At 42.4% G+C, this 14562-nt stretch carries 8 protein-coding genes; 4 read left to right on the forward strand and 4 right to left on the reverse strand.

Translation table 11 applies throughout. The features are described from left to right. Nucleotides 1-5: 5 nt before the first annotated feature. Nucleotides 6-1916, forward strand: coding sequence for an EAL domain-containing protein (locus L3V23_RS09745; protein ID WP_102967505.1), 1911 nt, complete (start codon nt 6-8; stop codon nt 1914-1916). Nucleotides 1917-1933: 17 nt separating this feature from the next. Then, complete coding sequence (locus L3V23_RS09750; protein ID WP_102953276.1) at nt 1934-4048, forward strand: type I secretion system permease/ATPase; 2115 nt, start codon at nt 1934-1936, stop codon at nt 4046-4048. A 95-nt stretch (nt 4049-4143) separates the two neighbouring features. Here L3V23_RS09750 and L3V23_RS09755 read toward each other — a convergent pair whose 3' ends face one another. Beyond that, a complete protein-coding gene (locus L3V23_RS09755; protein WP_042479528.1) occupies nt 4144-5817 on the reverse strand; it encodes a FapA family protein in 1674 nt (557 codons plus the stop codon). A gap of 355 nt (nt 5818-6172) precedes the next feature. On the opposite strand from L3V23_RS09755, the gene L3V23_RS09760 reads away from it, so the two are divergent. After that, complete coding sequence (locus L3V23_RS09760) at nt 6173-7843, forward strand: EAL domain-containing protein (protein ID WP_102965073.1); 1671 nt, start codon at nt 6173-6175, stop codon at nt 7841-7843. A 51-nt stretch (nt 7844-7894) separates the two neighbouring features. Here the strand turns inward: L3V23_RS09760 and L3V23_RS09765 are convergent, their stop codons facing one another. Further along, on the reverse strand, nt 7895-9925 hold the full coding sequence (locus L3V23_RS09765) for a GNAT family N-acetyltransferase (RefSeq protein WP_102965072.1): 2031 nt from the start codon (nt 9923-9925) through the stop codon (nt 7895-7897). Between the two features lie 220 nt (nt 9926-10145). Here L3V23_RS09765 and L3V23_RS09770 point away from each other — a divergent pair, with 220 nt between their 5' ends. After that, nucleotides 10146-11177: a spermidine/putrescine ABC transporter substrate-binding protein gene (locus L3V23_RS09770; protein WP_102965071.1), complete on the forward strand. Its 1032-nt coding sequence runs from the start codon at nt 10146-10148 to the stop codon at nt 11175-11177. A 56-nt stretch (nt 11178-11233) separates the two neighbouring features. Here L3V23_RS09770 and L3V23_RS09775 read toward each other — a convergent pair whose 3' ends face one another. After that, complete coding sequence (locus L3V23_RS09775; RefSeq protein ID WP_102965070.1) at nt 11234-12205, reverse strand: ParB/RepB/Spo0J family partition protein; 972 nt, start codon at nt 12203-12205, stop codon at nt 11234-11236. A gap of 7 nt (nt 12206-12212) precedes the next feature. Continuing rightward, nucleotides 12213-13430, reverse strand: a complete 1218-nt coding sequence (locus L3V23_RS09780; protein ID WP_042479538.1) for an AAA family ATPase — start codon at nt 13428-13430, stop codon at nt 12213-12215. Nucleotides 13431-14562: the final 1132 nt, after the last annotated feature.

Consider the following 14562-nt stretch of genomic DNA (forward strand, 5'->3'; position numbering starts at 1 on the left):
GTACTATGACACTATATAAACAACTGGTCGCAGGGATGATAACTGTATTTGTTCTGCTGTTAGCTTCGGTATTCGTTATCGAATTTAACACGACTCGTGACAACTTAGAGCAACAACAACGCTCTGAAGTGAGTAATACGATCAATACCGTTGGTTTAGCTCTCGCACCTTACCTTGAGAAAAAAGATACCGTCGCGGTTGAGTCTGTTATCAATGCGCTGTTTGATGGAAGTACCTACTCGCTAGTTAGGTTGAAATTTCTCGACGACGACCAACAGATTGAACGTGCCTACCCTATCAAGCCTAGTTCGGTTCCTGTTTGGTTTACGAACCTAAATTTATTTCAACCGATTACTGACCAACGCGTCGTCACCAGTGGCTGGATGCAACTTGCAGAAGTCGAAATCATCAGCCACCCTGGTGAAGCTTATTCACAGTTATGGAATGCGCTTATTCGTCTGAGTATTGCTTTCGGCGCAATCTTCTTTGCTGGTTTGGTGGCGATTTCCATCATCGTCAGACGCGCACTTCGTCCATTGCAGATGATCGTCAATAAGATGGAACAAGTGGCTCGCAACTATTTTGGCGATCCGCTTCCACTACCAAAAACCAAAGATCTTATTTCTGTGGTGGAAGGTATAAATAGTATGTCTGCGCAAGTTGAAAAGTCTTTCAAAGCGCAAGCACAAGAGGCTCAACAACTTCGTGAGCGTGCTTATATTGACCCTGTATCTCATTTAGGTAACCGTGCGTACTACATGAACCAACTTAATAGCTGGTTGGCAGAAAGCGCAATTGGTGGCGTGGCCATTCTTCAGGCTCAATTCATTAAAGAGTTGTACGATGATAAGGGCTATGAAGCCGGAGATGGCATGATTGGTAACTTAGCTGAACATTTAAAAGTCACGCTTTCCGCACCAAACACCACCATTGCCCGTATCTCTACCGATGAGTTTGGTTTCATCTTGCCAAATATGGATGAGAACGAGCTGAAAATGGTTGCAGAGAGCATTTTCGGCTGCGTTCAGGATATCAGTGCAGACCCTACAGGCATGACTCAAGAGAAAGTCTATCTGGGCATTGTGCATAACCAGAGCAAGAAAAATTCAACACAGATACTTTCGTTGCTAGATAACGCAGTCGCGGCTTCTAAAGCCAACGCGGAAGTGAAATATGGCTTTATTCAAGCCGAATCAGACCAAGTCATTATGGGTAAACAACAGTGGAAAGCACTGGTTGAAGAAGCCATGCACAACGACTGGTTCCAATACCGCTTTCAGGCGGCGAATGATGGCTGGGGTGAGACCTTCCACCGTGAAGTGTTCTCTGCGATTGATAACGGTGAACAACGCTATACCGCCAACCAATATCTGTTTGCTCTTGAACAGTTAAATGCAAGCCACCAGTTCGATGAATACGTCATTGATAAAATGATTGAGAAGCTAGAGGCGAACGAGTTTAACGCGCCACTGGCGATCAACATCGCTCAAAGCAGTATTGAACAGCCAAGCTTTATCCGCTGGATCACGCAAAAACTGGCCAAACATAAAGAGGTTTGCGCCCTGCTCCACTTTGAGATACCAGAAAGCTGTTTTATCAATGCGCCACATCATACGGCACTGTTCTGCAACGCGATTCGCTCTGCGGGGGCTGAGTTTGGTGTCGATAACTATGGACGTAATTTCCAGTCTTTGGATTACATCAACGAATTTAGACCTAAATACGTGAAGCTGGATTATCTGTTTACTCACCACTTAGACGATGAGAAGCAAAAGTTCACTTTAACCTCTATTTCAAGAACTGCGCATAACCTAGGTATTAAGACCATCGCTTCTCGCGTTGAAACTCAGGCTCAGTTGGATTTCCTATCGGAACACTTTATTGAAGTATTCCAAGGTTTCATCGTTGATAAATAAGGATAAAGGTCAGTTTAATGCAAGATACGCTACTTAATTCACTGGTCTATGTGAGTCGTTATTATGGATTGGCGAATTCACCTGATGCGTTAATCAATGGATTACCGCTGACAGATGGCAAGCTGACACCATTTCTTTTCCCCCGCGCTGCTGAGCGTGCGGGACTTATCGCTAAAGAAAACCGTTCAACCCTAAAAGAAATCCCTCGTTTAGTCTTCCCTGTTATTCTTCTACTGCGAGGAAATGAAGCTTGTGTTCTCAATAGCATTAATGAAGAGAAACAAGAAGCCGAGATTGTTACTGCTGAATCCGGCATGGTGCCGATTGCGTACCCGTTAGAAGAGTTGAATGCCCGCTTTATCGGCCGTTACTTCATGGTGAAAAAGCAATTTCGCTACGATGAACGTTCACCAGAAATTCTCAAGACCCGTGAAGGACACTGGTTCTGGGGCACAATTTGGCAATCAAAGCGCATTTATCGTGATGTGATGTTCGCTTCGCTGCTGATAAACCTGTTTGCTATCGCGGCACCGATGTTTACTCGGTTAGTGTATGACAAAGTGCTTCCTAACCTTGCTTTTGAAACCTTGTGGGTTTTGGCCAGTGGTGTGTTTGTCATATTTCTGTTCGACTTCACATTGAAGATGCTTCGCAACTACTTTATTGATATCGCAGGTAAGAAATCGGACATCCTCATCTCCTCAAAACTGTTCAGTAAAGTGATGGGGATTCGCATGGAATCTCGTCCGCCATCAGTGGGCGCATTTGCTCGTCATCTTCAAGAGTTTGAGTCCATAAGAGAGTTCTTCACTTCAGCGACCGTTTCATCGCTAATTGATCTGCCGTTTTCGATTCTATTTCTGATCATTATTTGGTTAATGGCTGGCGATCTGGTTTACGTACCGATTATCGGTGTGTGTGTTCTGATCATATACTCTCTGCTGATTCAGGCACCTCTACGTCGGGCGATTGAAGAAGGCTCACGCCTTGCATCTCAGAAATATGCGAACCTGATTGAAAGCTTAGCTGGTCTTGAAACGGTGAAACTTTTTGGCGCACAAGGCCAGTTCCAACACCGTTGGGAAGAAGCCATTTCCCATATGGCAAACTGGAATATCAAAAGCCGCCGAATTACTGATGGCATTCAAAGTACAGCTGGTCTGGTTCAGCAGGCATCGAGCGTTGGGATGATTATTTTGGGTGTATACCTAATAGCCCAAGGAAACCTGACGATGGGTGGTCTTATTGCGGCAACGATGCTGAGCGGTCGCGCCATTGGCCCTATGGTTCAATTATCTCTATTATCGACCCGCTATAACCAAGCGAAAGCTTCTTTGAAAATCATCGAACAAGTAATGGCACTGCCAGATGAGCAAGAAGAAGGTAAGCGCTATATTCACCGCCCAATGATTCAAGGGAAAATTGAACTGGATAAGGTGACGTTCCACTACCCTGACTCTCCGATTGCCTCGATTCGTGATTTGAGTCTGACCATCAATCCGGGTGAGAAAGTGGCAATTATCGGTCGTATTGGCTCAGGTAAAACCACGCTAGAACGCTTAATCATGGGCTTGTATCAACCGACTGAAGGCCATGTACGCATTGACGATACCGATATTAAGCAGCTCCATCACATCGATATTCGTCGTAATATTGGCTGTGTGCCTCAAGAGAGCGTTCTGTTTTACGGCACTATCAGAGATAACATAACCCTCGGTCGCCCGCTGGTGGACGACAGAGAAGTCATGGATGCGGCAAACCGAGCAGGTGTGACAGTGTTTACACAGCAAGATCCTGCCGGCTTAGAGCGCCAAGTTGGTGAAGGTGGTTTGTTATTATCTGGAGGTCAACGCCAGGCGGTTTCTATCGCACGAGCCCTGTTGGGGCGTCCTCCGGTATTACTAATGGATGAACCAACCAGCGCGATGGATAATCGTTCTGAAATGCACATTAAGAATCAAATGAAACAGCTCACACCAACTGAAACATTGATTCTGATAACTCATAAAACATCGATGCTGGATGTGGTTGACCGTGTAATTGTCATGGAAAAAGGAACCATCATTGCCGATGGGCCGAAATCTATGGTTCTTAACGATCTTAAACACGGCAAGATACGCGCAGTGAATTAATAGCAGATACATGAACAAAGGGGGAGCGAATGCTCCCCTTGTTTATTCTTCAGCCTTGTTTATTCTTCAGCCTTGTTTCATTTTCAGCTCTAGATTTAAACCCCAACGTCTTCATCTTCCAGTTTTGAAGACACTTGGATTTCATATTGATTGAATGAAAATATGGATGGGCCACGAACTCGCTTAGTCACGACTTTCTCCTCACCAAACTGAACCGTAACATGAGTAAACACTTTGCTTTTTGCTTCTACTGTATTGGCTGCCATAGCAAGTTCGAACTCTTCATTCAGCAAATCAAGTGAGTTCTTAACCTTCTCTAAACGTTCATTAGCTTTTTCTTTTCTCTCGTTAATTTCGAGTTCTTCTTCTTCCGTACGTTCTGCTTTAGGACGTTTCTTGAACTCCAGTTCTTTACGAATGGCATCCATCGTACCTTCTTGAGCCTGCTTGTATTGGTCTTTGTGACTGGCAATACGTTCTTTAAAGCGGTTAAAATTGGCAAAGGCTTCAAGGTGAGTAACGGTATCGCCTTCAACGCCTAAATTAAGACACACGACTTTCCCACCCACTTTGGCTGTGCCTCCACTTAATGTCCCCTGAGTCTCTTTCTCATCAAGAACAATTAGGTCTTTAGCGCAGCGAATAACGTTCCCCATGCTGTGAACGGCAAGATGAATATCTTCCCCAGCCTGCAGTTCTGCATATTGAGCATAGTTTGCTTTTATCGTGCTTCCCGATTTAACAGTACAGCTCTTTTCTTCACCTTCGGTCGCAGTGTGACCAATGATGCCTTTACCTACTTCAATATTACCCTGCGCCTGAACATCGGCTGATTCAATAAAACCACCGACAGTCACTGAACCTGTAGCACGTACAATCATCCCCGGCTCAATATCACCAGTGATAACCACATTGCCCTTAAACTTCACATGCCCTGTTGCGACACTCACGTTATTCAGACAAATCGCATTTTCTACATCGATGGTTTTATTTCTAAATACAGGCATGCCGTTAATCGACGCCAGCAATAGATTAGGATTGGTAGGGCTAAGATGAGTGCCGTTACCCGCAACCAGAGCAGCATCGACACCGGGTTTAGGAAGTAGAATTTTGCCTTGAACGGTAAATCCAGGTTCACCTTTAGTCGCGGGTTGGCGGCGCATTACTGGATCGTTTTCGCTGACCGTAATGGTTTCGCCCAAATCACGCATATCTATTTTGTCTTGACCTTTAACCGACTGAGGCGCAAGAATTCGCTTATTTACATCTTCAACGAGTGGTAAGAACTTCGCGTCTTTACCATTAATCGCTTCTTTACCTTGTGCGACAGGCTGAGTAAACGTCTCGCCGCCAGCCAATTTGTTACTAACAACAAAGACTTTTTTTAGTGCGGCTTTATTTATACCTTTAATTACGTTTGCGTCCGCCAAAGCTTGAATAATTTCACTACTTTGAAGCCCTCGTCCACCATACGCGCCAGTCACGACCATGCTCGCAATCATGTCATGTTCGCTAAGCACCACGAGTAAGCTTGCGTTACGTTTTTCCGCGATGACAATACCTTCGTACGCTTCACCTTTACCTTCACTGGCACAATTAATGAAACGCGTTACTTCATCTTCCATTAGATAGAATTTGGAAGCATCAAGATGTTGTAGCGCACTCACCAAGCTTTCTTGAGTGGCCCCATTCTTGTCGAATTTACCATCCGTTAATTTAGCGACTACACGAGTTTTATCTCCCGTGAGTGTAATGACATCCTTCCACATACAACTAAACCTTTACGGTACACATAACGTTGATTTCCAGTGTATCGAAACTGAGACGTATACCAAACATCCATATATTCAAATTAAGGCGTGTATCACCCTAAAAGTTATACCCGCCAACTACGCGCCTTTACAGTGTAAATTGTAGCTGCTGTAATCATTTACACTAGCAATACAAGAACCACCTTATCTATAAGTTTTAAAACAGGCAACTACTGGATTTACCGGACGAGATGAGGCAACACACCATGTTAATGATATTAATGTAATTGATATAAATCATGTAACACATGTATTATGATGCTTACCGTACTGTAAACGTAAGCATTCAGCGAGAGAAAGGATATTCCTTGATATGGATGAATTGATCCAAAGACGTTTTAACAACATGTTTAATTCAGCCGTAGAAGGTTTATGGATGATGATGCCTGATGGGCAGGTCTCCTTCTACAATCAACGTTTTTATGAACAATTCGACATTGACTGCCAAACCACTCTTGATAACTGGATTCAGCTAATACACCCAGAAGATAGAAAACCCTTCAGCAGTAATGTGACAACTCACGTTAAAGCAGTGGGTGATGACAGCCGCGTCATTACCCAATACCGAGTAAAAAAGAAGGATGGCAATTACATCTGGATCGAAGGTACCGGAATCAACCAAGTGGATGATTCCGGTGAATATATGGTCGGTAACCATAAAGATGTCACTGAACAAAAGAAGCTGGAAGAATCAATTTGGCAATTGGCCTATTTTGATAAACTAACAGGCCTGCCAAACAAGGATAAGCTCACGTTAGATTTATCGAAGCGTACCTCCAGCGTTACCATGATAACCATTCATGTCTCGGGCATTAAATCCTACGTCAGTCAATACAGCGAATTCATCCTGACCGATTTCATAGCAAGCTTGTTAGAGTGTTTCCACCTATTTAGCCGTTATGAGAGCCAGTGCTACAGAAGCAGTTTGGATACCTTTTCCGTACTCATCGCGAAAGACCTACCCGACGAAGAGCTGGGAAAATTGGCCGACGAATTCATCCAGCAGTTCAAAACAATTGCACGCAATAACGTTTCTTACTTTGGTGATGCTTATATAGGTATTTACGTTTGTCGAGAATGCGAGCTTTCTTCAGAAGAAATTATTAATTCTACCTATCAGACATGTGAATATGCAGTCGAAAAATCCAAGAAGAATTGGGTAATTTATAACGACCAAGTAAAACCTGAAGTCGACAAATACTTTTATGTGGAAAACCATATAAAGCAAGCGATCGAAAATGATGAAATAACGATACATCTACAGCCTATCGTTGATGCCAAAAGTGGCCAACTAAAATCCTTTGAAGCGTTAGCTCGCTGGGAAACAGAACAATTTGGCTTTATACGTCCCGATGAATTTATTCCTGTCGCAGAGACTCTCGGCCTTATTTCTTTACTCGGTAATAAGATATTTTCTAAGTCAGCTGATTTCATCGTGCAATACAATCAGGCTTGGAACTGTAGCCTAAAAGTGCACGTCAATATTTCAGCACTCCAATTGCTGAAAGAGGCATTTCCAGAAAAACTGTTGAAATTAACTCATGATAAAAGAGCCAAGCCTGAAAACTTAGTTTTGGAACTTACAGAATCAGTTCTTATCGATAATAACCAGCAAGTTTTGGAAGGACTCTATGAGTTAAATGCCATGGGGTTCCCTTTGGCTATGGACGATTTTGGTTCTGGATATAGCTCTATTACTTCTATCTTCAAGCTACCGTTCAAAATGTTAAAAGTGGATCGAGAACTTGCCAATCAGTCTCTCATTGAAAACGAAGCTTTGGGCTACCTTCAATTCCTATCGACTTTATGTGAGAACAAGCAAATGGAAATGACCATCGAAGGTATCGAAAATCGAGAGATGGTTGAAACGTTCGCGCAACTCAATGTAAGTTCATATCAAGGTTATTTGATAGCAAGGCCAATGCCTGTAGAACAGGCAATGCTGATTGATGGCTTAAATCCTTCGGTTAATTTAAACCTATAAAAATCAAATAGATAACATAAATTTACAGTGTAAAACATACAATATCTAACATTACCACCCCGGTTTACACTGTAAATCGTCGATTAGAATAAGTAGCTCTTTTCTGATATTCGTTTCAACTTGCTTTCTTCCTGTTAATTGATGTCGTTCGGCACATTCCTTCCACGACAATCGCTGAACAACTTTCGATACGAACAAATCCGAAAGAGTGTTTACTTGTTCCTCACCTATCGATAAAGCGAATGACCGTAACCAAACAGCGGCACTTTCATAGTTTGAGCCACCAAGCGCATAATTGTGAACAAGAGCGATTGGCGGTCGAGTATCAGAACACAGGTTTTCGCTCAGCAAAGTTTTAACTAAATTTGGCTCCATCGCCTGTAGCGAATCAGATAACTCAAAATCAAAATGCTGTGCGTGCTTCTGCTTAGCCAGCTTTAGCCAATCGACGTTTTCTCCTTTCACCATGAGAACAGAATAACAACCACTTGCCTGATCTCGCAGTGAGCCAACCTTTATGGTTTGAAAACCGCATTTTCGCCAGAAATTTACCAATGCACTGGAGGCGCCAAAACTCGTCGAAAGGTAATCACAGGCATTCTGCAAAGCAAAGTGTTTTACCAACTCATAACCAATGTTTTTATTTTGCACATCAGGGTGAACCGCTATACGCATGATTCGTTGACTTTTTGCTACAGCAGCTTCTGCGATTCCAAGTTGGTTAGCAATGGTGATGGGAGACAAGTGACCTTTAGGTCTTCTTTTCCCAAGTTGGATATCTTCAATTAAAGCTTTGTCCAGTGCGCCCTCTTCCACGGATAGAATGCACCCCACCAAAACATCATGATGTGTTGCTATGTATACAGACATTTTTTCATCACCTAACAAATGAAATAAATCACTCGGTGATGTTTGATAATGAGCATTGACCAGTAAACTGAAAATGCTATGAAGCAATGCTGGATCATCCAATAAGTTCGTTTTAGTCACCCAACTGAATTGCAAAGCGTCAACCGAAACCTCAACACTGATTGGTTGAAAATCAAAATCAAGTAAAAAACTCTCTCGATGCCATGCTTCCAGCGGATCGCCTTGGCTCCAACGAATTGGCTGAGTCATGTTTTGTAGCTTCATTTCCGGACGAACGTCCTTTAGCCACGACTGAAACTTCAAAGAGAAACCTCGACCGCAACCTTCATAACCATGAATGGTTGAAGAAAACACGGCACGGTGATAACAGCTCACCATCTCTTTCAACATAGGAAGAGGCAAAGCAGCCGCTTCGTCAACCAAGAGTAAATCACAATCAAGTCGACTTCTTAATAACTCATCTGGCGCAATAAAACGCAGAATAGAGTGCTCGTATTCAACCAATCCTTTCTGACCAGATGAACCAACCAACAATTTCTGCGCAAAATGAAAGACCGGGCTGACAGAGGCCAGGCTTGGAGCAGTAACTACAATCCGAATATTGCGTTCTGACATCAGCTTTGCAGCGGCCATTCCTAACGCACTACTTTTACCTCTACCTCTGTCTGCAGTTAAAATCAGAGGTCGCTTTCGATGTCCAGTAACCACTTTGACGATGTTATCTACCGCTAGCTGCTGCTGAGAATAATCAATCTTATGTGCTTCAGAAGACACTGAGGGTAGGGAAGGTAGAATGTCAGGAGACATGACAATCAAATTGTCTAAAGCTCTTTTTAACCACACTTCAGCAGGGTTTGCAGAAACAGTGTTTGCACCTAACACAAGCAAAATCCCGCCTCCGATAAGCGTACCCAGTGCAGCGCTAAAACTGTTTGCATCCCATCCAGTGGATAAATCGCAAATCAGAAGATCGCACTCTTGCCCTAACAATTGTTGGCCTTTATTAAACGGAACATATCGCACGCCATCAAAAGCATCACCACCAACTTGGAAAGCGGTATTGCTGTTTGAATCCTTCAGCCAATGCTGAATCAACGAGTAGTTCCATTCTTGACTCCCTTGCAAAAACACACCAAAACGAAATTGGTGCTTGAGTGCAAGCTGACGTAGCGAGAATAGATAAGATACAAATTGAGTGGTTTCAGAAGACATAAATTTACGCAATCAGTGAAAGTAATCGTATGGTAACACACCCCAATAATAGACAATAAGCCCAGTTAGAACCTGTCTATAACACCCTGTAGGCTCTTACTATTTAAGGTCAAAAAAATTTTCCCTGACGACAAATTATATTTGCTTTATTGAGCAAACAATTTGCCTAATTATTCATTTGAACCCCAGTATGGTACTGGCTGTCAGGACATGATTATTAATGAATACTTTCATCAAAGGATTGGTATTAGCTGCAACAATTGGATCTGCTCAAGTAAGTGCAGAAATGCAGACGCTAAACGTTTATGCGTGGGGCGGCTATCTGCCAGAGGCTTCGCTAAAACAATTTGAAGAGCAAGAAGGCGTAACGGTTAACTACTCAACATTTGAGAACAATGAGTCAATGTATACCAAACTCAAGCTTCTTAAAGGCACTGGGTATGACGTTGTTTTCGCATCCGCTTATTTTATTGAGAAGATGGGCCGTGAAGGCTTGCTTGCAGAACTAGATCATAACCAAATTCCAAATATGAAAGATGCTCTGCCAGCGCTACTAGGTCAAGCTCATGACCCTGAGAACAAATACTCTCTACCATACATCTTCGGTGTAACAGGTTTGAGCTACAACTCTGCTGCTCTTCCTGAAGGCGTAACTCGCTGGGCTGATCTATGGGATAAAAAATACGCTCAACAAGTTATGTTGATTGATGACATCCGTGACGTATTCGGTATGGCGCTAAAACTGAATGGCTATAGCATCAATACTAAGAATGAAAAAGAGATCGAAAAAGCGTATCAATCTCTAGTTGAACTTAAAGATAACGTTCTACTGTACAACTCAGACGCTCCACACGTTCCTTACGTGTCTGGTGAAGCCTCTGTAGGTATGCAATGGAACGGAAACGCATATCAAGGCCAAGTGGATATGCCGGAACTTAAATTCGTGTTCCCTAAAGAGGGTTCTGTATTGTGGATGGATAACTTTACTATCCCGTCAGGAAGTGAACACAAAGCACTGGCGCACAAGTTTATTAACTTCATGTATCAAGCAGATAACCAGGCTGAAATCGTTAACAGCTTGGGTTACGCATCGGCAACAACGACTGGTCGTGCGCTACTACCGGATGAGCTACGAAACAACACAACTATCTTCCCAACAGACGAAGATATCGCGAACGGCGAATTCATTAACGACGTAGGTCCAGAAGCTCTAGCGATTTACGAGAAATACTGGCAACGCCTAAGAAACTAATCCTGTTTTAAACATGCATAGATAAAAAAATCCCGCGAAACTCGCGGGATTTTTTATTAGTCGATTTTACTTTCTAAAAACTCGAGAATATCCGTCATCAAAGCATCGTCAATTTTCTTCAGGTTCAAGGTCAGATTATTGCCTTTACGCGCATAACTCACGCGTCCCTTAATCAAGTCAACATTGTTGTTGACAGCACGTTTTGGCGGAACCAAATCGTGAATCCATTCTTCTAAAGTTTCCGTCACTTCTTTTGTGATTCGAGCAACACCTTGTGACTGACAACGCTGCCAAACAAAGCCTTCTTCTTCGTGGCACTTGTTTAACAGTGCAGAACGTTGCTTGTCGTTTAGCTCATTAAATTGCTTATGCAGTTTAACAATAGTAGGGCGTCCCAGTTCAACCACGTTAGGGTAGGCTTGCAATAGCTCTAGAGGTAACGCCGCAGCTTTCAGAGCGCCACTAACAAGAGCTTCACTGCATTGGAACATCTTTGCCAGTGCTTTTTGATCTTCCGCTTCACCACTATCCAGCTTAGCTTGCATCTCTTTACCCTTCTCATAAAGAGAAAGCGGCTTATGAGCATTCGCTACATCAGACAAAAACTTCGCATGTTCCGCATTAATGTCATCCGCAACGTAAACAAGGAACTCTTTTTCAGCCAGAATACACGACATACGACGACGACTACCATCAAGAACTTCGATGGTTCCATCAGCCATACGGCGACCAACAGCGGGATATTGCTGCCCACGCTCACGTAACGTGCTTAGAATGTCAGAAAGTGCGTGCTCATTTAAAAAGCTTTGCTCACGAGCATTTGCTGCGAATACTTGCGTTTTCGCTTCGACCTCTGCAGCCGGAATCCGTGTCAGTTCAAACGTTACCATTTGTTCACCAGCAACGGCTAACTCAATAATTTGCGCCTGATCTTTTGCTGCTGACTGAGCTTCCTTGGGCGTAGTTGCACGGCGCTTATCAACTTTACCAAACAATTTTGCATTCAGATCAGATGTCTTAATTGCCATAACTTACTTACCCCTGATTTAATGAAGTCCAGTGACTGTGAAGAACACGCTCAAGCTCTAACGCGCTTTTCTGAACAGAATCTTGCGCGGTTGCTAAGGTTTTCTTACCGCCTTCAAAATCGCTCACAGTCAAATCAAATACAGTACTATAGGTATCTGCACACGTTTCAAATGCACGGCTACGTGGAATCGTCGCCATCATTACTTGGTCACCCAACAGATAGTTCATTTCCGTTAACACCGAAACCTGCTTCTTGTTGTCATCTTCAAACATGGTCGGCATTAAACGAACGAATTCCAAGCCCTTCCAGTCATCAGGGAACATCTCATAGACCGTTGGCAAGTGTTGGAAGAAGTTAACCGTTGAAGCCCAGTCTAAACGCTTAGCTGCACATGGAATAAGAAGGGCGTTTGAGGCATACATAGCGTTCCATACAAGGGGGTCAACGTGTGGACCGGTATCAATCATGATGACATCGAAATCATCGCCAATTTTATCAATCAGTTTATCTTTCAGTAGACGAACGATATCAAGCGACTGATTTTGAGATAGATATTGCCAAGCTTCCGCGTTGAACATCGCATCTTCTGGGAACGCTGAAATGGTCTTCAAGTTCGGATATTGGGTTGGAAGCAGTACATTCTTATGCAAGAACTCTTTATCCACTTCAACTTCTTCTGGAACGTTGTCCAGCATGACATCCACTGCAGAGTAGATATTGCTGTGCTCAGTCACACTAATCTGTGGATTCAAGAACAAACGAAGTGAACCTTGTGGATCCAAGTCAATCAGACAGATACGGTAACGTTTATCCAAATTCAAAGCCAAACAAGCCGCTAAATGAACGGCTGTCATTGATTTACCCGTACCACCTTTTTGGTTTTGTACGTTGATAATCCAAGGTTTGTTTTCTGAGTTCTTCTTACGTTCATGGAACTTCGGCACGCCCGCCGCATCCATGAGCATATGTGCTTCAGATAAAGAAATGGAGTAGTGGTTAGCGTTATTCTTCGTGAATTGGTGGCCAGCTTCTTCCATTTTCGCTATCGCTTCGTCTAACTTACGACGAGTTAAACCTGAGCGCGTCTCCATCAAAGCTTTTGACATCGGAGGAAAATGCTCATCACGACGTTCTTCTAAAACAATCTCAATACGGTCAGACTGCACCTGTTGTGTTTGTTCGGCGAGTTTGTAGAGATTATCGATTGTTTGTTCTCTTTTCATAGCCAATTTCCGTTATTAGTTTCTTGCAAAAGATTGTACAGCATTGAGCTTACTTTACAATAAAAAGGTGAACAATCACTTTTAGATAAAAATCACATTAAAATGACAAAATAGTATCATTTAAATGAATTAACGCTGAAATGGTAAAAAATGAGCCTGATAATAACGTTTATTAACCTGAATAAAGTTAGGGAAAGCTACAAAGATTTTAAATATTACAGTGTCACTTATTTACAATGTAAACCGGAGATTGACGAACAAACCGATTCTTACTCTCTCGGAACGATTAAACAGTCCGAATAAATTACGGTAGGTGTAAATTCAACTGAAAGATAATCAAGCAGAAACAAATTGACAGAAAAGCAGGGCAACTCATTGAGTCCCACAATTACTAACACATTTATCAAAATAATTAAGGAAGCATGATCAAGGTAGCTATGATGATCATCGTTCCGAATATTTCTGGGACAATAGGAACGATGATCAAGGATTCAGGTTCTCACTTTTCATCTACAAATATGTTTGATCTGAAGATCCATTTTCGGATCAATGATCAAGAGATATACATCGTTCGGAAGCATGAAAAAAATCGACCAAACTACGGTGCATGTCAGTCGTAATAGGGGATTTAGTGAAATCTGGCAGTAAACACACTCCTTTCAATACGAATTAGAACGACAATAGGGAAATACTCATTATTCCATGATCATGCTTTCATGAAGTACCCCGTAAATACGGCTTGCGCACTAAGTGTTCATTGAAGATGCATTTCTATCTGATACGATTAAAATTCGTTCAATAAGTCGCTTTTATTTGAAATCCTTGATCATGCGTCCGAAGTGATTTTCCCTAAAAACCAAGGAGTGAAATGATTGGACAAGCAAATATAAATTAGAATTGTGGATAACTTGTGTACCCACCATGATCATGCTTTGAGGTTTGCTTTGATCATTCATTCGAAATCATCATGATCATAGTTCTAAATAATATTGATCATGCTTTCAAAGAGTTAATGATCATGGTTTCGGGAACTCTATGATCATGCTTCTGAAAGTGAAAAAAATATCTATTGTAAATACAATTAGTTACAAGTAAATTCTCACTCAGATCATATGATCACTCTAATCACTAT

The organism is Vibrio sp. A1-b2, assembly GCF_021726015.1.
In the GTDB taxonomy this organism is placed as follows: Bacteria; Pseudomonadota; Gammaproteobacteria; order Enterobacterales; family Vibrionaceae; genus Vibrio; species Vibrio diazotrophicus.